The sequence below is a fragment of the Porphyromonas crevioricanis genome (genome assembly GCF_900476255.1).
Lineage (GTDB): Bacteria > Bacteroidota > Bacteroidia > Bacteroidales > Porphyromonadaceae > Porphyromonas > Porphyromonas crevioricanis.
The window spans coordinates 1,653,309-1,674,852 of sequence record NZ_LS483447.1 but is presented as its reverse complement, the minus strand read 5'-3'; the positions used below and the strand labels follow the sequence as shown (position 1 = coordinate 1,674,852).

At 43.9% G+C, this 21,544-nt stretch carries 18 protein-coding genes and 1 tRNA gene; all 19 read left to right on the top strand.

Annotated features, from left to right (window positions below):
- Positions 1–224: 224 nt before the first annotated feature.
- Entirely contained in the window at positions 225–665 is a 441-nt protein-coding gene (locus DQN70_RS07300; RefSeq protein ID WP_023937709.1) for a PepSY-like domain-containing protein, read from the top strand.
- A 197-nt stretch (positions 666–862) separates the two neighbouring features.
- Complete coding sequence (gene rimP / locus DQN70_RS07295; protein WP_023937711.1) at positions 863–1,330, top strand: ribosome assembly cofactor RimP; 468 nt, start codon at positions 863–865, stop codon at positions 1,328–1,330.
- 61 nt (positions 1,331–1,391) lie between these two features.
- Entirely contained in the window at positions 1,392–2,768 is a 1,377-nt protein-coding gene (nusA, locus tag DQN70_RS07290) for a transcription termination factor NusA (RefSeq protein ID WP_036889473.1), read from the top strand.
- 54 nt (positions 2,769–2,822) lie between these two features.
- The gene (infB, locus tag DQN70_RS07285; protein WP_023940341.1) at positions 2,823–5,888 is read left to right on the top strand and encodes a translation initiation factor IF-2; all 3,066 of its coding nucleotides are present in this window, start codon (positions 2,823–2,825) and stop codon (positions 5,886–5,888) included.
- A 142-nt stretch (positions 5,889–6,030) separates the two neighbouring features.
- On the top strand, positions 6,031–6,543 hold the full coding sequence (locus tag DQN70_RS07280; RefSeq protein ID WP_023940343.1) for a CvpA family protein: 513 nt from the start codon (positions 6,031–6,033) through the stop codon (positions 6,541–6,543).
- A gap of 42 nt (positions 6,544–6,585) precedes the next feature.
- Complete coding sequence (gene sufB / locus DQN70_RS07275; RefSeq protein WP_023937715.1) at positions 6,586–8,040, top strand: Fe-S cluster assembly protein SufB; 1,455 nt, start codon at positions 6,586–6,588, stop codon at positions 8,038–8,040.
- A 63-nt stretch (positions 8,041–8,103) separates the two neighbouring features.
- A complete protein-coding gene (gene sufC, locus DQN70_RS07270) occupies positions 8,104–8,856 on the top strand; it encodes a Fe-S cluster assembly ATPase SufC (protein WP_036888865.1) in 753 nt (250 codons plus the stop codon).
- A gap of 3 nt (positions 8,857–8,859) precedes the next feature.
- A complete protein-coding gene (gene sufD, locus DQN70_RS07265; protein ID WP_023940345.1) occupies positions 8,860–10,059 on the top strand; it encodes a Fe-S cluster assembly protein SufD in 1,200 nt (399 codons plus the stop codon).
- A 22-nt stretch (positions 10,060–10,081) separates the two neighbouring features.
- Entirely contained in the window at positions 10,082–11,662 is a 1,581-nt protein-coding gene (locus DQN70_RS07260; RefSeq protein WP_023937718.1) for a potassium/proton antiporter, read from the top strand.
- A 224-nt stretch (positions 11,663–11,886) separates the two neighbouring features.
- Positions 11,887–11,960 (top strand) — tRNA-Thr (locus tag DQN70_RS07255).
- Between the two features lie 278 nt (positions 11,961–12,238).
- Positions 12,239–13,504, top strand: coding sequence for a sigma-54 interaction domain-containing protein (locus DQN70_RS07250; RefSeq protein WP_023940348.1), 1,266 nt, complete (start codon positions 12,239–12,241; stop codon positions 13,502–13,504).
- Entirely contained in the window at positions 13,482–14,027 is a 546-nt protein-coding gene (gene lptE / locus DQN70_RS07245) for an LPS assembly lipoprotein LptE (protein WP_042120288.1), read from the top strand. The genes DQN70_RS07250 and lptE overlap by 23 nt, the downstream gene beginning before the upstream one ends.
- Positions 14,028–14,033: 6 nt before the next feature.
- Entirely contained in the window at positions 14,034–14,759 is a 726-nt protein-coding gene (locus tag DQN70_RS07240) for a hypothetical protein (protein ID WP_023937725.1), read from the top strand.
- Positions 14,760–14,761: 2 nt separating this feature from the next.
- Positions 14,762–15,136, top strand: a complete 375-nt coding sequence (secG, locus tag DQN70_RS07235; RefSeq protein ID WP_023937726.1) for a preprotein translocase subunit SecG — start codon at positions 14,762–14,764, stop codon at positions 15,134–15,136.
- Positions 15,137–15,481: 345 nt separating this feature from the next.
- Positions 15,482–16,279, top strand: a complete 798-nt coding sequence (locus DQN70_RS07230) for a thymidylate synthase (protein ID WP_023937728.1) — start codon at positions 15,482–15,484, stop codon at positions 16,277–16,279.
- A 23-nt stretch (positions 16,280–16,302) separates the two neighbouring features.
- The gene (locus tag DQN70_RS07225) at positions 16,303–16,800 is read left to right on the top strand and encodes a dihydrofolate reductase (protein WP_023937729.1); all 498 of its coding nucleotides are present in this window, start codon (positions 16,303–16,305) and stop codon (positions 16,798–16,800) included.
- A gap of 49 nt (positions 16,801–16,849) precedes the next feature.
- On the top strand, positions 16,850–18,223 hold the full coding sequence (gene hisS, locus DQN70_RS07220) for a histidine--tRNA ligase (protein WP_036888875.1): 1,374 nt from the start codon (positions 16,850–16,852) through the stop codon (positions 18,221–18,223).
- Between the two features lie 73 nt (positions 18,224–18,296).
- The gene (gene dxs / locus DQN70_RS07215) at positions 18,297–20,198 is read left to right on the top strand and encodes a 1-deoxy-D-xylulose-5-phosphate synthase (protein WP_023937732.1); all 1,902 of its coding nucleotides are present in this window, start codon (positions 18,297–18,299) and stop codon (positions 20,196–20,198) included.
- Positions 20,195–21,535 carry a Trk system potassium transporter TrkA gene (gene trkA, locus DQN70_RS07210; RefSeq protein ID WP_023940355.1) on the top strand — a complete coding sequence of 447 codons (1,341 nt, stop codon included), beginning with the start codon at positions 20,195–20,197 and terminating at the stop codon, positions 21,533–21,535. The genes dxs and trkA overlap by 4 nt, the downstream gene beginning before the upstream one ends.
- Positions 21,536–21,544 lie beyond the last annotated feature (9 nt).

Below are 21,544 nucleotides of genomic sequence, written 5' to 3'. Positions count from 1 at the left end.
GAGGAATTGATCCACAAGGAGTCTATAAGATTGAGTTTTTTTTGTGTGAACTTGTTCGCATACCATGGCTGTTTTGTAATTTATCCTCCTTGTCTGGAATCTTTTTGATCTATTTCTTGAGGATATGAAGAACTATATGCTTCGTAATGTGTTATCTTAGCGACAGTAGATATAGGCTTTTCTATGTCTTTGTGTGTTTGTAGTAATCAATAAAACGAAGAGTCATGATTAGAAGAGTTGTTTTTGTCTTGGTGTTTGTAGCATCTGTTTTTCTTGTAGCAAGGGCTGAGGATAAACCGATTCGGTTCGATCAACTTCCCAAGCAAGCTCAGGAGTTTGTGCATAAACACTTTAAGGGTACAGATGTGAGCCTCGTGATGATGGACAATGAGGTGTTTTCTACTTCGTATGAAGTGAGGATGAGAAATGGAGTCTCTGTTGATTTTGACAAGTTTGGTCGCTGGACGGAGATCGACGGTAATACCGTAATGCTCCCTGTTTCGGTGATTCCGAGCAAAATCAATGTGTTTGTAAATACCAAGCATCCAGATTCCAAGGTCGTAAAGATATCTCGTGACAGGCGTCATTATGAGGTCGAGTTGGATAATACCCTTGAGCTTATTTTTGATTTGAAAACGATGAAATTCAAGAGATATGACAATTGATTGAGGAAAATCTTAATTCAAGCCTTGAGAAGCGATTAATAAGAGATCGTTGCACATACAGAATGGAGAGTGTGCATAGTCCTCGCAAATCAGGCAATTAGCTATGATATAGAATTATTTGTTACCTTTGTGGCGAAGGTGGAGGAGGCGAGTGACTTGCTTCCTCCTCGTTTTTATAAAGAAGTGTCAGATACAGTATGATCAGCAAAGCAGAAATAGAACAAATAGTAGAGACCTATCTGGCGTCTGATCCCTGTCTTTTCCTCGTGGAAGTAACAGTTGATTCCCAGAATCGTATCACTGTCACGATTGACAGTGACAGCTCTGTGGATATATCTATCTGTGTTGCTCTGAGTAAACATATAGAGTCTTGTCTGGACAGGGATATTGAAGACTTTGAGCTTGAAGTCGGATCTGCCGGTATTAGCTCTCCTATTGTCTCTTTGCGTCAGTGGCAGAAGTATATCGACAAGCCCGTAGAGATTTTGCTCAAAACAGGAGTGAAAGAAGAGGGACGATTGCTCTTTGTCGATTCTGCAAGCATTTGTCTGGAAGTGGTACGTCGTATCAAACCAGAGGGTAGTAAGCGCAAGAAAGATGTCCCGACGGAGGTACAATTGGCTTTGGATGATATCAAACGAGCCTGTTATAAGGTAGAGATGTGACAAGTTGGGTGGCACAAAACAGGAAAGGAACACGTATTATATAGAATACACGTATTTAAGAATGGCTAAGAAACAAGAGACCATAAGCATGATCGACTCCTTGGCAGAATTTAAGGAGCTGAAGAATATTGATAAAGAAACGATGATCCACGTATTGGAAGATTCGTTTCGCAATGTGTTGTCCAAAATGTTTGGCACAGATGAGAATTACGATGTGATCATAAATCCCGAGAAAGGGGATTTCGAGATCTATCGCACTCGTCAGGTGGTGCAAGATGGTCAAGTACAGGATGTCAATCGAGAAGTAGGTCTCTCCGAGGCTCATACCATTGACCCCGAAGCAGAAGAGGGTGATGATGTCACCGATCAAATCCATTTCGAGGAGTTTGGGCGTCGTGCCATTCTTAATCTTAGACAGGCTCTTTCGAGTAAGATCTTGGAGTTGCAGAAGGAGAATTTCTATGAAGGTTTTTCGCAGCGTGTAGGTCAGCTGATCTCCGCCGAAGTGTATCAGGTATGGAAACGAGAGGCCTTGCTTTTGGATGATGATGGCAATGAGTTGATCATACCCAAGGCAGAGCAGATACCGAGTGACTTTTTCCGTAAAGGAGAGACGGTACACGCTGTTATAGACCGAGTGGAAAATGACAACAATAACCCGAAAGTTATTCTCAGCCGCACGAGTGGAGAGTTTCTTAAACGTCTTTTTGAGCTGAATGTTCCCGAGATTGCCGATGGGTTGATCACGATACGGAGCGTTGCCCGTATCCCGGGAGAGAGGGCCAAAATGGCAGTCGAAAGCTATGATGACCGTATAGACCCTGTAGGAGCTTGTGTGGGTATGAACGGATCTCGTATACGTGGTATTGTGAGGGAGTTGAGAGGTGAGAACATAGATGTAACTTCTTATACGACCAACAAAACCCTCTTCATTCAGCGAGCTCTCAGCCCCGCTCACGTATCTACAATCAACATCTTTGAAGATGACAAGCGAGCTGAGGTTTATTTGCGTCCCGATCAGGTGCCTTTGGCAATCGGGAAAAATGCCTCTAACATCAAGTTAGCTTCTGCTCTCACCGGCTATCAGATAGAGGTATTCAGAGATGTAGACGTAGTAGATGAGGAGGATATCTATTTGGATGAATTTGCTGATGAGATTGATACATGGGTGCTTGATATTCTCAAAGACAAGGGGTGTACCACTGCCAAGAGTGTTCTTCGTAAGAGTCGCGAAGAATTGATCCATACAACAGACTTGGAGGAGGCTACTATAGATTATGTACTGGGTGTGTTGAGAGCAGAATTTGAGGAAGATGACGAAGATGATCTTTCAGACTTGTCTTCGGAGCAAGGTCTGCCCGCAGAGTACGAAGAATCTGATTTTTCTGACACAATGGAGGAAGAAGATGAGATTGAGGGTACCTCTATGGAGCAGTAAGAAATAGATCAAGGAGCAATAAACAATATAAGGAGCGTAGATAGTAAGGAAGATATGTCAGTAAAGTTATTCAGTTTAGCAAAAGAATTTAATGTTGGAGTAGGGACCTTGGCTTCGAAGCTCAAAGAGAAGGGCTTTGAAGTGGAGGAGTCTAACCCCAATATGCGTATCGATAAGAAAGAATTCGAATGCCTTGTTGCAGAGTTTGGCAAGGATGTCCCTGTTGCTACGGTGGAGAAGATACGCAAAAAGTTTGCCCCAAAATCTGCTTCTTCCGTGTCTGACGCTACTCCTTCTGAGGGAGCTTCCTCCTCTTCGGATAGTCAGCCTTCCGAGACTGGCGCAATCTGGACAGAAGTCCCCGAGACCTTCAAGCCTCAATTGACTGTCAAGGGCAGGATAGAGAACTTGGATGGAGTTCACCCTAAGATTAAGCGAGATAAGAAAGAGACTCTACCGCCGGAAGAGCCAACTCGTCCGTTGATAAAGAAAACAGACGCTCCTGTCGAAAAGGCTGAGCCTCAATCAGCTCCCATAGAGAAGAAAGCCATGGTTGTTCCAGCCTCAAAGGAAAAGCTCGAGGTGAAAGCAGTTGAGAAAGAGAAAGTTTTGGTTGATGAACCAAAGCTTGTGGATGATGTGAAAAATGCTCCAAAAACATCTCCGTCTCCAGTTAAACAACAGCCTAAGCCGGTCAAACAAGATCGTGTGGAAAAAATAGAAATCTCAATCGAAACAAAGAAAAAAGAAGAGCCAGAAAAGAAAGTTGCTTCTCCCATTGTACAGAAGAAAGAGGAGAGCAAGACTGTTCCTGCTACAGTGAAAGAAAATTCCCCAAAGGATTCTACACTTGCGGTGGCTGAGTCGTTGCAAGAAAAGCCGAAGGAAGAGATATATCGTCCTGGAGAGACCTTGCCGGAGCCACAAGTTAAAGTGGTAGGGAAGATCGATCTTGATTCGATCAACTCTTCGATGCGCCCCAAGAAGAAAACACGAGAAGAGAGACAACAGGAGCGTAACAATACAACGGAGAATGCCAAGCGTAAGCGCAAACGCATCAACAAAAAGGCTGTGGATGTCAAGAGCGAAGCTGCTAAGGTGAAAGATGATGACAAGCGTAAGAATGCAGGAGAGAGGACCGCTGGACGAGACAACACTTCTCGCAAAGCCAAGTCTGCCAAGCGTCCACCTGTACAGCCGGAGGTAAGCGACGAAGATGTGCAGAAGCAGATCAAGGAGACATTAGCCAGGCTGACTTCTAAAACGTCCAACCTAAGCAAAGGGGCAAAGTATAGAAAAGATAAGAGAGAGGCTGCCAGCAAGGCTGCTATGGACGCTATCCGTGAGGAGAGACAGGAGAGCCGTATTCTTAAGATTACGGAATTTGTGACAGTGAGTGATTTGGCGGTGATGATGGATGTGCCCGTAAACGAAGTTATCGCCACTTGTATGAGTATCGGTCTATTCGTTTCTATCAATCAACGCTTAGATGCCGAGACTCTCAATTTGGTTGCAGAGGAGTTCGACTTCAAGACTGAGTTTGTTAGTGCTGATGTGGTTGAAACGATCAATCAGGAGGAAGAAGAAGCCGAAGATCCAGACGATCTCATAGCTCGCCCTCCGATTATTACCGTAATGGGTCACGTAGACCATGGAAAGACCTCGCTCTTGGATAATATCCGTAAGACAAATGTGATTGCCGGTGAAGCAGGAGGGATTACTCAGCATATCGGAGCTTATAATTTGGAGCTTAAAAATGGACGTCGCATCACTTTCTTGGATACCCCGGGGCATGAAGCCTTCACGGCTATGCGTGCTCGTGGAGCTAAGGTAACAGACATCGCTATTATCATAGTGGCAGCAGATGATGATGTGATGCCTCAAACAGTAGAGGCGATCAATCATGCAGCTGCAGCTGGTGTCCCCATTGTTTTTGCAATTAATAAGGTGGATAAGCCTGCTGCTAATCCGGAGAAGATAAAAGAAGCTTTGGCCAATATGAACTATCTCGTCGAAGATTGGGGAGGTAAATATCAGTGTCAAGAGATATCGGCCAAGAAAGGTATAGGCGTTAACGAACTGCTCGAAAAAGTTCTACTTGAAGCCGACATGCTTGGTTTGCAGGCTAATCCAAAACGAAAAGCGAGTGGTTCCATTATAGAGTCTTCATTGGATAAGGGACGTGGCTATGTGGCTACTGTGCTTGTTCAGAATGGAACATTGCAGATAGGAGACGTTGTCTTGGCCGGTACACATCACGGAAGGGTCAAGGCTATGTTCAATGTGCGCAATCAGCGTGTTAAATCTGCCGGACCAAGTGATCCAGTGCAAATCTTAGGATTGAGCGGAGCTCCTACAGCAGGGGACGGCTTTAATGTCCTGGATTCAGAGCAGGAAGCTCGCAGTATAGCCAACAAGCGAGAGCAGTTGCAGCGCGAACAAAACGACCGTACTCGTAAGGTGCTTACTTTGGACGAGGTGGCTCGTCGAAAAGAGATGGGTAACTTCCACGAGCTGAATGTGATAATAAAAGGGGATGTGGACGGTTCTGTAGAAGCTTTGGCCGATTCGCTCATCCGTCTTTCTACCGAGGAGGTACAGGTTAATGTGATTCACAAAGCTGTCGGACAGATATCGGAGTCCGATGTTGTGCTGGCTGCAGCCTCTTCTGCTATCATTATCGGGTTCCAGGTGCGCCCATCCCAAGCTGCTCGCAAAATGGCAGAACAGGAGGGTGTGGAAATACGTACTTACAGCATCATCTACGATACCATCGAGGAAATCAAGACTGCCATGGAGGGTATGCTTGCTCCCGAAATACGAGAAGAGGTTACTGCTACATTGGAAGTACAGCAAACATTCAAGATTTCCAAAGTTGGAACAATTGCAGGTTGTATGGTTAAGGAAGGCAAGATCAAGCGTTCGAACAAGGTGCGCTTGATACGCGATGGTATTGTGATCCATACCGGAGAGTTGGGCTCTCTCAAACGCTTCAAAGATGACGTCAAGGAAGTTGTGGCAGGGCTTGATTGCGGTCTAAATATTGAGAACTACAACAACATCATGGAGGGGGACTTGATCGAAGCCTTCACCGAAATAGAAGTAAAGAAGTCTCTCTAATTATAGTCATTAGCAGTATTCTGTTGCAAAGCTCAAACAAGGAGATGTCTAAACAAGGAGACAGACTTCCGGGTTTGAGCTTTGTTTCTTGTGAGCTAAGATACGTAGATTGATTTTCACAAATGAGATTCACTGTTGTAATATGAATTGGCTGGATATTCTTATCGTGCTCCTCTTGGGGATAGCCTTCTTTCGAGGCTGGAGCAAGGGGCTTATCCGATCTGCAGGTACTTTGTTGTCTGTGATATTGGCGATTGCTTTTTATGCAGTGTTTTCTCCATTTCTTGCGGATTGTTTAAGATCACTCTCTTCAGGAATGTCGGATACTGCTATATTGTTTGTAAGCAAGCTGTTTAGTATCGTGTTGATAGTTTTGGCTGTTTCATTTGTGTTCATTGGGGTCAATAAATTGATCAATACCAGTCCATTAGGTTTGTTTAATAAATTTTCTGGTGGATTATTGCATGGAGTTACGGTTATCTTTCTGCTTAGTTTAGCCTTTAATGCTTATGATTTGGCAGATGATTTGCGGGAGAAGAAAGAAGTGGATTCCTCCTCGGCAAGGGTTAATTCTCTTCTCTATATTCCGATTAGAGATATTCTGCCAACTTTTGTCTCCTTTGGTTTGTTCTCCAGCAAGGTAAATCCAGCCTGATTAAAAACAGGGGGTGATGGTAGTTTAGTATACAGGGTGTATATGAAAGACGAAAAAGACATTCAACGAGATATAATAGAAGAAGTAACATCAGGTGAGTACAAATATGGATTCACCACAGATATAGATACCGAGGTAATTCCGCATGGTTTGAGCGAGGATGTAGTGAGGCTCATTTCTAATAAAAAGGGAGAACCAGAGTGGTTACTTGATTTTCGGCTTAAGGCTTATCATAAGTGGCTGAGCATGAGGGCTCCTAAATGGGCACATTTGCAGATACCGGAGATTGACTATCAGGATATTATCTACTACGCAGCTCCGAAACAGAAAGTCAGTGGGGAAAAGAAGGAGATAGATCCGGAGTTGCTCAAGACTTTCGACAAGTTGGGTATTCCTCTACATGAGCGTGCAGCCTTATCGGGAATGGCCGTAGATGCTGTAATGGATAGTGTGTCTGTGAAAACTACCTTTCGAGAGCAACTTGCCGAGAAAGGGATTATTTTCTGCTCTTTTAGCGAAGCTGTGAAAGAACATCCTGAGTTGGTCCGCAAATATCTGGGTAAGGTGGTGCCTTACAATGACAATTATTTCGCGGCTCTCAATTCGGCTGTCTTTAGCGATGGTTCATTCGTTTACATCCCCAAAGGGGTCCGGTGTCCCATGGAATTGTCTACTTATTTTCGCATCAATGCTGCTCAGACCGGGCAGTTTGAGCGAACACTTATTGTGGCAGACGAAGGCTCCTATGTCAGTTATCTTGAGGGATGTACAGCTCCAATGCGAGATGAGAACCAACTCCACGCTGCCATTGTAGAGATATTTGTCGAGGCAGAAGCTGAGGTCAAATATTCTACTGTTCAGAATTGGTACCCAGGAGACAAAGATGGTAATGGCGGGATATACAATTTTGTGACAAAGAGAGGTATATGTAAAGGATTTCGCTCCAAACTTTCTTGGACGCAGGTGGAAACTGGCTCGGCCATTACGTGGAAATACCCCAGTTGTATCCTGAAGGGTGAAGAATCTGTAGGCGAGTTTTATTCGGTTGCCGTTACAAATAATTTCCAACAAGCTGACACCGGTACCAAGATGCTCCATATCGGGAAAAATAGCAGAAGCCGGATTGTTTCCAAAGGGATTTCAGCAGGAAAAAGCCAAAATAGTTATCGAGGTCTTGTACAGATAGCTCCCAATGCAAAGTTTGCTCGCAACTATTCGCAGTGCGACAGCTTGTTGATTGGAGATCGTTGCGGAGCCCATACCTTCCCTTATGCACAGGTCAATAACGAAACCGCTATTATCGAGCATGAGGCCACAACCTCCAAGATTAGTGAAGACCAGCTTTTCTACTGCAACCAGCGGGGGATAGGGGTAGAAGAGGCCGTGGCTCTCATTGTAGGAGGGTATGCAAAGGAGGTAATGCAAAAGTTACCCATGGAATTTGCCGTTGAAGCACAGAAACTGCTTAGCGTATCTTTGGAAGGATCCGTAGGTTGATCGTTTGTGCTTTCTCAGAAGAATACAATACTCACAATTACAAATAGCTTTTATAGTTCTATGCTGCTTAATATAAATAATCTGCACGCTTCTATCGGAGACAAATCAATTCTCAGAGGAATCAATTTGCAGGTAAACAGGGGAGAGGTTCACTCCATTATGGGACCGAACGGATCGGGCAAAAGCACTCTGTCTTCGGTATTGGTGGGCCATCCAGCTTTTACTGTTACGGAAGGATTTGTAGAATATAATGGAGAAAACTTACTGGAGTTTAGCCCGGAGGAACGCTCTCACAAAGGATTGTTTCTGAGTTTCCAGTATCCGGTGGAGATTCCGGGAGTGTCCATGACCAATTTTATTCGTTCGGCTGTTATCGAGCGGAGAAAAGCCTTGGGCTTACCCCAGCTTTCTGCCGCAGATTTCCTCAAACTGATGAAAGAGAAACAGGCCTTAGTGGAGATAGATAAGTCTTTTTCCGGTCGTTCCGTCAATGTTGGTTTTTCTGGTGGAGAGAAAAAGCGCAACGAGATATTCCAGATGGCTATGTTAGAGCCTACTCTGTCTATCTTGGACGAGACCGACAGTGGGTTGGATATCGATGCTTTGAGGATTGTTGCAGAGGGTGTTAATCGTCTTCGTTCAAAGGATAATGCCACTATCGTGATAACTCATTATCAGCGTTTGCTGGACTACATCAAACCGGATTTTGTTCATGTATTGTACAAGGGACGGATTATACGTAGTGGAGGCCCTGAATTAGCACTCGAATTGGAAGAACGAGGTTACGATTGGCTCAAAAACGAAGCAGACGAATGATATATGGATAGGAGTTCTTTAGATACGGCTCTTTCCCTCAAACAGCCGATTGTTAGCTCTTCGTCTTGGAGCAGAAGATCCGAGCAGGCTCGATTGCATTTGCAAAATGAGGGGCTGCCTCTTTTTGGTTTAGAAGATTACCAGCGGACGGATTTGTCCACTTTTTTTGATGGCTTGATGTCCTTGAGACTGTCTATGTGTACATCTAATCGGCAGGCCTTTCTGCCCTTGGACAAAGCCTTTTTCTTTGGCCCTTTTTCTGAGTTTGCAAAAGAATTCCCAGATAAAGTATCCTCTTTGCTAAGCGATAAGAGTCCTTTTTCGACAGATGGCTACATCTTGCTAAATGAAGCTCTTTCTTCTGATGTATGTGTGCTGTACGTTTCTGAAAAGCAAACTCTTGAAGAGCCCATCGAACTTAGTTTTTCCGAACAAAATCCTGAGCAATTGGGACTTCGTTCTTTGAGGATTCTGCTGGAGGAGCAGGCTTCTGCTAAGCTAATTCTTCGGGATTTGGCAGGAGATCATACAGCCGTTTTGCAGCACGTGAGCGTTTGTCTTGGTCCAGGGGCGCGTTTGGAAGTGCACGAGGAAGTACAGGCAAAGGAAACAGCGAGACGTATAGCGACTTGTTGGGTGGAACAACGGAGAGATTCGATGCTCAGTTGGAGTGAATACACCTTGTCTTGTGGATTGAATCGAAATAACTTCTACAGCAAGCTGTTTGAGCCAGGTGCAGAGGTCTTTCTCAAGGGATTGGCTTTGGCAACAAAGAATAGGCATATAGATAATTATGCCAAAATAGAGCATTTGGCTCCTCATTGTCATACAGACGAATTATTCAAATACATTGTCGATGACAATGGCTATGGGGTTTTTAGTGGGCGTATTTATGTGGATCAGGTTGCTCAAAAAACGTTGGCCTACCAGAATAATCGCAACTTGCTGCTTTCCGGTACTGGAAACATGCATAGTAAACCTCAATTGGAGATTTATGCCGATGATGTCAAATGCTCTCATGGGATGACTACAGGTCAGCTGAGTGATGAAGCCCTCTTCTATTTGTGTCAAAGAGGAATTCCTCTGACGGAAGCTCGAAAAATGCTGGTCAAAGCCTTTGCTGAGGAGGTAATAGGGCATTTGGACAACGATCCTTCTTTGCTTGAGGAGTTGCACAGCCGGATAGAAGCTGAGCTGAACTAAAAATAAAATACCATAACTACAGATGCTTGCCGAATTCGGAACAGAACATTATCTATTGCTGGGTTCTTTAGTAATCTTGGCGGGTATCTTGGCCGGCAAGGTCGGATATAAATTCGGTATTCCTGGGTTGTTGTTGTTCCTTTTCACAGGGATGATCTTTGGTAGCTCGGGGTTGGGTATTAAGTTTGATGATGCCGGTGTAGCACAATTTACAGGTATGGTAGCCTTGTCCGTTATACTCTTTTCTGGCGGTATGGATACCAAGATACGGGAAATACGCCCAGTACTTAGGGAGGGGGTTACACTCTCAACTCTGGGAGTGATACTGACCACCCTGAGTACCGGGCTTTTTGTCTACCTATTGAGCTACTACGACTTGTCACCTGTGCATATCTCCCTCCCTGCCGCTCTTTTGTTGGCTGCTCTGATGTCAAGTACGGACTCAGCTTCTGTATTCGCCATCTTGCGATCGCAAAAGATGCACCTCAAGGAGAATCTCAAACCTGCTCTTGAGCTCGAGAGCGGAAGCAATGATCCAATGGCTTATATGCTCACTCTGGCTTTGATTCAGTACATAGGGATGGGGCAGGCCGATATTGCTGTGATAGCAGGAGAACTGCTCCTCCAGTTTGCTCTAGGCTGTGTTTTGGGGTATATCTTTGGGAAGATTTCGGTGTTTCTACTCAATAGGATCAATATCGAAAATGATATGATCTACCCGATTATCCTTCTTTGTTTGGTCTTCGTAACCTTCTCTCTTTCCTCTCTTTTCGGGGGTAATGGCTATTTGACGATCTACATTGCAGGGATTGTAGTTGGGAACAGCCGATTGGTGCACAAGAAGAGTATCATTACCTTTTTCGATGGTATTACTTGGTTAGTGCAGATTATCTTGTTTATTCTTTTGGGCTTGTTGGTCAATCCCTCGGAGATGTTGCCGATAGCGGGTTTTGCTCTGGCGACAGCTCTTTTTTTGATTTTCGTGGGACGTCCATTGAGCGTGTTGATTTCACTGCTTCCTTTCCGTAAGTTGAGTTTTAGGGGGCGGATTTATCTCTCGTGGGTTGGTCTTAGAGGAGCCGTTCCAATCATTTTTGCAACCTATCCTATTCTTATGAATATACCTGAGGCGAAGATTCTTTTCAACGTTGTTTTCTTTATTACAATCGTCTCTCTGTTGATCCAAGGCAGTACTGTTTCTTCTGCAGCGCGCTGGTTGGGACTGGCTATCCCTTCTTCTGCCGAAGGAAATCTCTTTGGAGTTGAGATTCCGGAAGAAACGGGAACAACAATGGAGGAGCGGATTGTTACCGAAGAAATGATATCTGCCGGAGATCGTCTGATGGATATTGATTTGGATGAGAAAGAGCTTGTTATCCTGATTAGTCGCCATGGCTCTTATCGTGTGCCTAAAGGGCCTATGCACTTGCAGGAAGGGGACATTCTCTTGATTGTATCCGAACAGGATAGGCGGACGACGGACAAGATCGCTATGCAACAATACCCCTTGTCCCAGAAAACTCACACCCTTTCGTATAGGGGAAAGAAAATAATGACACTTTTTCGCAGACAGTTGAATCGTTTAAAAAAACATTCTGACTAATCCAGATCCATTTTTAGGCTCTTGATCAATCTTTTTATATTTCCTGTCATACCCATGACAGGAAATTGTGCCATGCAAAGAGCAAGCCGGTTTGTCTATTTCAGAAAATGTACTACTTTTGCATCGGGTAAGTCCTACACGGCTAGCTCCCCTTGACTCCCCCAGGGCTTGATCGCAGCAAGGGTAGAGGGTCGTAGCAGCGCGATGTGGTAAGCTTACCCGCTGCCTCTTTAGCTCAGTTGGCCAGAGCACGTGATTTGTAATCTCGGGGTCGTTGGTTCGAATCCGACAAGAGGCTCAAAAGAGAGGGGAGTTTCTCCCCTTTTTTTATTGCAAAAAGAGAGTGAAACCATTCAATGTCTATCCCGAGATCAACCTTCCTGTAATAACATCTTCACGTCTTTTGTCTTTTTTATTAGACTTCATTGTTGTGGTCTTAGCTCGCAGCTGTTTCTGGGAATTCGCCAACGTTCTCTTTTTCTTATTTTTGTGCAGAGGTCTGGCTTGATTTTCATTCTCTTTATCCATTAACAGATAAAGAGAGATGAACTCTACCAGCCCAATTTTGTATTCTCTATGGCAACGAATATAGATCTCAGACAGGTAAAACAACGCTTTGGCATCATCGGAAATAGTCCAATACTTGATCGAGCTATACGCATAGCAGTGCAGGTAGCTCCCACAGATATGTCCGTTTTAGTAACGGGAGAGAGTGGGGCGGGGAAAGAATTCTTTCCGAAGATAGTGCATCAGTATAGTAGTCGTAAGCATAATCCTTATATCGCAGTCAATTGTGGTGCAATCCCTGAGGGAACTATTGATTCAGAGCTTTTTGGTCACCGTAAGGGATCTTTTACAGGAGCTCTGGCTGATCGGAAGGGGTATTTCGAGGAAGCTAATGGAGGTACTATCTTCTTGGATGAGGTCGGAGAGCTTCCCTTATCTACTCAGGCCCGACTGTTGCGAGTTTTAGAGAGTGGCGAGTTTATACCTGTGGGGGCCAGTGTTGCCTATAAGACAGATGTTCGTATCGTTGCCGCTACTAATGTTAATCTGCGTGATGCAGTAGCCAAAGGACGATTTAGGGAAGACCTTCTTTTTAGACTCAATACGGTGCCAATAGAGGTACCGTCTTTGAGAGATCGTTCCGAGGATATTCCCCTCCTATTTCGCAAATTTGCGCTTGATACAGCTGAACGATACCAAATGCCCACCCTGAGGCTTAGTTCCGAAGCCGAGACTGTCGTTTGCTCTTATCAATGGCCAGGAAATATTCGAGAGTTACGGAATGTAGCTGAGCGTATGTCCGTATTGGAGGAAGAACGAATGGTTTCAGCCGACAGGATGAAAGCCTATTTACCAGACAGTGCTTTTGCCGACCGTCATCCTGTGCTACTCCGTTCACAGGCACATTCCGAGAGTCATTCTTTTGGCTCTGAGCGGGAGATTCTTTTCCAAGTGCTTTTTGATATGCGTAAGGACATGAACGAACTCAAAGATCTTGTACAGGATATTATGCAAGGTAGAGTGCCAATTACGTCTGTTCATGGAGATTCTCTGATGGAACATTCCACTACTCATCATAGAGAAAGTAAGCCTATAATGCTTATTGATACAGATAGAGAGGGAGAAGCTGAAGAGGCAGCCTTGTGGCAGGAGGAAGGAGAGAAGTTTGCAGAAAAATCTTTAACAACTATTGCCGAGGCTGAAGCACAATTGGTCAGATTGGCTATGGAGAGATATGGTGTCAAAAACAAAAAGGCTGCAGCCGACGCACTTGGCATATCGGAGCGTACATTATATCGAAAACTGAAAGAATATGACATTGAAGATGTACAGTGATCGTTTTGCCTACTCCTCTTTGTTGAAGGGAAGTGTCTTGTTCCTTTTTCTGATATTGGCCTTGTCTTGTCGTATCTCTTATAAATTTGATGGAGCCTCTATCGATTACAACACTACCAAGACAATCTATATTGCTGATGTGATAAATAGTGCACAACATCAGTATGCACCTTTGGCTTCACGCCTTACTGAGTCTCTTAGAGATCTTTACATCAGGCGCACCAAGTTGGAAATGGTTCCTTATAATGGGGATCTGGAGCTGGAGTGTACAATCGTTTCCTATGATTTGGCACCGATGGCGATTCAGGAAAATGCACTGTCGGCGGAAACGCGTTTTACGATGGGAGTGGAAGTCGTTTTCACTAACAATGTAACTCCCTCCCAGAACTTTAAGCGCACCTTTACTGAGTTTACGGATTTCAAAAGTGATATTCTATTTAATACCATTGAGGATCAGCTGGTAGAGGAACTTTCTGAGAGAATACTCAAGCAGATCTATGCCGCAACGGTTGAAAACTGGTAATGAGGAATGACGAAGGATAGTTTATATGGTTGCTTGGCAGATCCTACAAAGGTGGAGCATGAGTCTTTGGATGAACTCCGTACCTTAGCTATGACTTATCCCTATTCTGCGACTTGTGTGTATCTATATTTATACAAGGCCGCTACGGAAAGTGATGTTTGCTTTTCGGTCGAATTGGGTCGTTTTGCTCCTCTTTTACCCAGTCGAGCTAAATTATTTCACCAAGTGGCCCCTTTTGTTGGAGGAAAAATCTATGAGCAAGCTCTAATAGTTGAAGCTACTGAGGAGACCACGGACAGCTTTGCTGTAATTGAGGAATTTTTGTCTGAGATGAAGGCTGCCGGAGCTGATTTGCCCGATGAGATTACTTACACCCACAGTATGGTGCCTGATTATTTGGATAGAGGAGGCGTTGTCTCTTTCGCCTCTTCCTTATCGCAGAAGAATTCTGAATCTTCTGCTGCTGTCTTTTCACAATTTACATCTCCATCTGTTGGAGCCTTTTACGAATCTTTGGATGAGAAAACAGAGACGATGGATGTTAATGAGATCAATGTAGAAGATTCCCTGTTTACAGAAACTTTGGCCAAAATATATATTAAGCAGGGGCATTACGAAAAGGCTTTGCGCATTGTCAAGTCTTTGAGCTTGAAATTCCCAGAAAAAAGTCTTTACTTTGCAGACCAAATTAGGTTTTTAGAGAAGATTATAAAGAATAACAAACAGGAATAGCAATGTATATCTTTCTGACCATCCTTATTGTATTGGCAAGCATCTTGCTCACGCTTATCGTCATTATCCAAAATTCCAAAGGAGGTGGTTTGGCTGCTGGTTTTTCATCTAGCAACCAGATCATGGGGGTACGTAAGACCACTGATTTTTTGGAAAAAGCAACTTGGTATCTTGCCGGTGCTGTAGTGGTGTTGAGTATCGTTTCTTCTCATTTCCTATTCACAGCCACAGACGGTAAGACTTCAGACCTTGAGAAAGAGGTGAAAGAAGAGGTTGTACGTAATGAAAAAGAAGAAGCTGCCAAGCCTAACTTTGCTTTGCCGACTACCCCAAATGCCACTCCAGTTTCTCAACCTCAGGAAAACAAACCTGAATAAAAGCTGATTAACTGCAAGGCAGAATGCCTGCAGTTGTTTTTTGAAGCTTCCGAGAGGAGGTAGTATGAAGAGCGGAGATTGTCGCGGAGGTTATAAAGATCTCCACGATGATCTCTCTTATTTTTTTTTCTCGCCTTATGTCTGTTTCTTCTTATCCGCTCTCGAACTCTTCGATATAAAAGTTCAAGGAAGCCATTGTGTAAGAGGCTTGTTGCTCAATATAGCGGCTTTCTCTGCGAAATATAGAGTATACAGGTTTTGTATTTGTTGAGATACGGGGATTTCCGAAGATGTTGTACCTTTGGTGCTAGGCGGTTTTGTCGTGTCTAAGTGTTTTTGAAGTTTATGAAGGCTTATTTGGATTTAGTCAGAAAAATTTTGGATGAGGGGGTCGAACGATCCGATCGTACGGGTACAGGCACAAAGTCCATTTTTGGATACCAAATGAGATTCGATTTGGCAGAGGGATTTCCTTTGCTTACAACCAAAAAACTTCATCTAAAGAGTATCATATATGAGTTGTTGTGGTTTCTCAGTGGTTCGACCAATGTGAGATTCTTGCAGGAGCATGATGTAAGGATCTGGAATGAGTGGGCGGACCCACAAACGGGAGAGCTGGGCCCCATCTATGGCCATCAGTGGCGTTCGTGGACAACAGTCTCCGGTGAATCTATAGACCAGATACAACAAGTACTTGACACTCTCAAACACGATCCTTATAGTCGGCGGATGTTGGTTTCAGCATGGAATGTGGCAGATCTACCTGCAATGCATTTGGCTCCGTGTCATTGTCTGATGCAGTTTTATATGGCAGACAACAGGCTGAGTTTGCAGTTATACCAGCGTTCGGCTGATGTGTTTTTAGGAGTCCCTTTTAATATTGCTTCATATGCTTTGTTACTATTGATGGTAGCGCAAGTTTCGGGTTTTCAGCCTGGAGTCTTTGTCCATTCTTTAGGAGATGCCCACATTTATCTCAATCATTTGGAGCAAGTACAACTACAACTGACTCGATCTCCCTTGCCTTTACCTCAAATGAAACTCAACCCTGAGGTTCGAGATTTATTCTCTTTTTCGTACGCAGACTTTGAGTTGACCGATTACCAAGCTCACCCACACATAGCCGGTAGGGTCTCTGTGTAAGTCTTTTTCTTTCTATATTGTTTATGAAACTCTCTCTTATAGTAGCAATATCCGATGATATGGCCATAGGCAAGGACAATGATTTGATTTGGCATTTGCCGAGGGACTTAAAGTTTTTTAAGGCAAAAACTACAGGACATACCATATTGATGGGACGAAACACTTTTCTTTCGCTGCCCAATGGAGCTTTGCCTAACCGCCGAAATTTAGTTCTCAGTTCCACCCTTGGATCTGTAGAGGCGGGAGAGCTTGTGTCCTCTGTAGAGGAAGCCATTGAGATAGCCCAGAAATCCGGTGAAACGGAGCTTTTTGTGATAGGAGGGGGACAGCTATATGCCGCTACGATAGACATTGCAGATAAATTGTATGTAACCCACGTACATACTGTTGAATCTGAAGCTGATACCTATTTCCCGGAAATTGATCCTATACATTGGCAGCTCGTCAGTGAAGAGGAATGGCCTGCAGATAGTAACAACCCTTATGATTGTACACATCGAGTGTATGAACGGCCAAGTTAATGTTGGGATTGTTTTTGATGACCTTTTTATTTTTTTTCATGCCACAAAAATGAACAAACCATCCATACCTAAAGGAATGCGAGATTTTGGTCCTGAAGAGATGGCCAAACGCAATTATATTTTTTCTGTGATTCGTCAGGTATATGCTTTATACGGTTTTTCTTGTATAGAGACTCCGGCTATGGAAACATTATCATGCCTGATGGGGAAATATGGAGAAGAAGGGGACAGATTACTTTTCAAAGTACTTAACTCCGGAGATTTTCTTTCTGATTTTGACCGTGAACAGTTGGCAGATATTTCCTCTTTGTCTTTTGCTGCCAAAGTCTGTGAGAAGGGGTTGCGTTACGACCTTACTGTCCCCTTTGCTCGCTATGTTGCCATGCACCGGAATGATTTGTCTTTCCCCTTCAAACGTTATCAGATACAACCGGTTTGGCGAGCAGACAGACCACAAAAAGGACGATATCGGGAGTTTTATCAGTGTGATGCTGATATCATAGGGTCAGATTCTCTCCTGAATGAGGTTGAGTTGATTTGTATCATCAATGAGGTCTTCTCCAGATTGAAAATCCCAGTGAAGATTCTGCTCAATAATAGGAAGATTCTCAGTGGTATAGCCGAAACAGTTGGTTGTGCGGAAAGAATTGTAGACATCACTGTTGCCATAGACAAGATCGATAAGATAGGGGCCGATAAGGTCTTTCTCGAATTATCTTCGAAAGGTTTTACAGAGGCCCAAATAGATCGTTTGAAACCCCTGCTTTTGGTTGATGGTGACAATCGGGAAAAGTTGGCTCAAGTGGAGCAGCATCTGTCTGGATCGGAAGTAGGGCTGAAAGGAATCGAAGAGTTGCGTTTTGTTTTAGACCGGATGGAGCACTTGCCTTTGCAAGCAGAGCTTATTGTGGATATCAGTTTAGCTCGAGGTCTCTCTTACTACACTGGTGCGATATTGGAAGTGAAAGCGATGACTGTTGAGATGGGTAGCATCACCGGAGGAGGGCGGTACGACAACTTGACAGGCATATTCGGTTTTGAGGGAATGAGTGGAGTAGGCATTTCTTTTGGTGCCGACCGCATATATGATGTCATGACACAGCTGGATCTTTTTCCAAAAGAACTCGGAGTGGGAACTCATCTACTTTTCCTCAATTTGGGACATGAGTATGCAGACTATGTCTTATCAGTTATGAGTAAGCTGCGTGCTGGAGGTATTCGTTGCTCCTACTACACCGATGATGTGAAGCTTAAGAAACAAATGTCTTATGCCAACAATTTGAGTATTCCTTATGTCGCTCTGGTTGGAGACGAAGAATATGAGCAGCGTTGTATAATGCTCAAAGACATGCAGAAAGGAGATCAGAAGAGTGTCTCTGTGGAAGAGTTGTTGTCAATTTTGCAGACTACTTTCTTGCTGTAAATCTTTTCTGTGATATTCGCAAACTGGGATCTCCGACTTTTATTTTTTAGGGAGACCCTGATGATTTATCACAATGACGGAACAGAAATATCCGATACTCAACAATATCGATACTCCGGCAGATTTGAGATTGCTGCCGGAGGAATCTCTTCCTCAGCTTTGCGATGAGTTGAGGAAATATATTTTGGAGATTGTAGCTCAGCATCCGGGGCACTTGGGTTCAAGCCTCGGAGCTGTAGAGCTGACGGTTGCCCTCCACTATGTATTCGACACTCCACATGATCGTCTGGTATGGGATGTGGGACATCAAGCCTATGGACACAAGATTCTCACGGGGCGGAGAGATCGATTTCCCTCTCTTCGGCAGTGGGGTGGTTTGGCTGGATTTCCCTCAACATCGGAGAGCGAATATGATACTTTTACAGCCGGACATGCTTCCAATTCAATTTCTGCAGCTTTGGGGATGGCTGTGGCAACTAAAAGACAAGGGATCGCACGCAAAGTTGTGGCTGTTATAGGTGATGGCTCCATGACCGGAGGTTTGGCTTTTGAAGGGCTCAACAATGCATCCTCTTTCCCGAATGACCTTCTGATAGTGCTCAATGACAATAATATGTCTATTGATAAGAATGTCGGTGGCCTTAATAGATACATGGTAGACATTCTTACCAGTAAGACTTATAATGCTTTGAGGTATGACCTTTACAAGACCATGCAAAGGATGAATCTCATTACAGAGAGCAAACGTAGAGGGTTGATCCGCTTCAACAATAGTTTTAAGGCTCTTATCAGTCAGCAGTCTAATTTATTTGAGGGATTTAGCATTCGTTACTTTGGCCCCATAGATGGCAATGATGTATTGCGTACAGTGCAAATACTTCGTGATATCAAGGAAATGAAAGGGCCAAAAATTCTGCATTTGAAAACACAAAAAGGTAAGGGCTATGCACCTGCGGAGGCAGATGCTACTGTGTGGCATGCTCCTGGAAAATTTGATATCAATACAGGTATTAGAGAAAGCAAATCCGAAATATCTTCTCCCAGTCTTTACCAAGACGTTTTTGGGCACACATTGGTTGAGATGGCTGCTGAAGATAGTCGTATTGTTGGTGTAACACCAGCCATGCCTACAGGATGTTCGCTTACTTATATGCAACAGGCCTATCCACATCGTACCTATGATGTGGGTATTGCAGAGGGACACGCTGTTACTTTCTCGGCAGGACTTTCTAGAGAGGGTATGATTCCTTTTTGCAATATCTACTCTTCTTTTATGCAGAGGGCTTATGATCAGCTTATACATGATGTTGCTATTAGCAGACAACATGTAGTTTTTTGTTTAGATAGAGCTGGTCTGGTAGGAGAAGATGGGGCTACCCATCAGGGGGCTTTCGATTTGGCTTACCTCTGCACAATTCCCAATATGGTAGTTTCTTCTCCTTTGGATGAACATCAGCTTCGCAATTTGATGTTTACTGCCTATAAGGGACAGAATGGACCGATGGCCATAAGATACCCCAGAGGTAAGGGGGTATTGTTTGATTGGCGAAATACTCCTCAAATTCTCCCCATTGGAAAAGGGCGAGAGATGGTGGAGGGAAAAGATTTGGCCTTTTTGTCGATTGGCCCTATTGGTAATATAATTCGCTCTGTTGTGAACCGTCTTAGGGAAGAAGACGGGATTCAGGCTGCTTGGTATGATTTGATTTATGCTAAGCCTTTGGATACAGAGCTGATTTTAAATGTTTCCAACCGTTTCTCTCATGTCATTACTGTGGAGGAGGGCACCCTTTGCGGAGGAGTAGGAGCTCAGATTGCCTCTTTGTTATTGGAGAATGGAAGGAATCCAAAATTGAAAATATTGGGTTTGCCTGATGAATTTATAGAACACGGCACTCAGGCACAGCAGCGGGCCTATTGTGCTCTCGATGCCGAATCGATTTACAATATATCTGTTGAATTTCTATCTCGATGAGAGTTATAATAGCAGGAGCCGGTGCAGTCGGTACACATTTGGCCAGAATGTTGTCCAATGAGGATCAGGATATCACTCTTATAGACAGAGATGAGAAGAGATTGCACTTTGCTGGATTTAGTACGGATATTCTGACTATCAAAGGAGATCCAACTTCGATTCTCACACTGCAAGACAGTGGGATAGAATCCGCTGATCTGTTTGTGAGCGTTTTGAATGAGAGTGCTTCCAATATTTTGGCTTGCATTCTCGCAATGCGTTTAGGGGCAAAAAAGTGTATTGCGCGGATAGATAATCAGGAATATATGCAATCCCATTATGCCAAGTTTTTTAAGGATATGGGGATTGATATGTTCATCTTTCCGGAATTATTGGCTGCAGATGAGATCGTGTCTTCCATCAAGAATCCTTGGGCTAGACAGTATATTGACCTTTTCGATGGAGCCTTAGCTCTGGTCGGGGTTAAGATTCGTCGTGGGGCTCCTCTTGTCGGTAAACAGCTTAAAGACTTATCTATCAATACGGAGAAGACTTTTCATATCGTGGCTATCAAGAGGGATATGGAGACTATTATCCCCTCTGGTAGTACTCAGGTAATGCATGGAGATATTCTCTTCTATACATGTAGTAAGTCCCATCTATCCTTGGTGCGTCACCTTTCTGGTAAGGATAAACGGGATGCAAATAAAGTCATTATTATGGGAGCCAGCCAGATCTCTGTGCTTACAGCTAACAAGCTCCCCCATAGTATGCAGGTTTGTATCATTGATCAGGATCCTCAGCGTTGTATACAGGTAGCAGCTATGGTGCCGGCTAACGTACAAGTATTCAATGGAGATGGGCGAGATCCGGAATTGTTGAGAGAAGTTGGGATTGATACAACAGATGTTTTCATTGCTCTCACAGGAAATTCGGAGACAAACATATTAGCTTGTCTCGGAGCTAAACGGTATGGAGTGTTTAAAACTATCGCAAAAGAAGAGAATATTGACTACATTCCTTTGGCCGAACGAATGGATATTGGTACTCTGATCAACAAGAAGTTGATAGCAGCAGGTCATATACATCGAATGCTATTGGGTGTAGATACCGAATCAGTCAAATGTCTGACTATTGCGAATGCCGACGTGGCTGAGTTGATCGCACGAAAAGACTCTAAGATCACTCGTAAGCGAGTCAGAGATCTTGACTTGCCGGATGGAATGACTCTGGGGGGAATGGTGCGAGGTGGTGTTCCCTCTATGATTGATGGGAATACCATTATACAACCCTATGATCATGTGGTAGTATTCTGCCTGGGTACTTCCATGAATAAATTGGCAGAGCTATTCCGCTAAAAAGAAAGC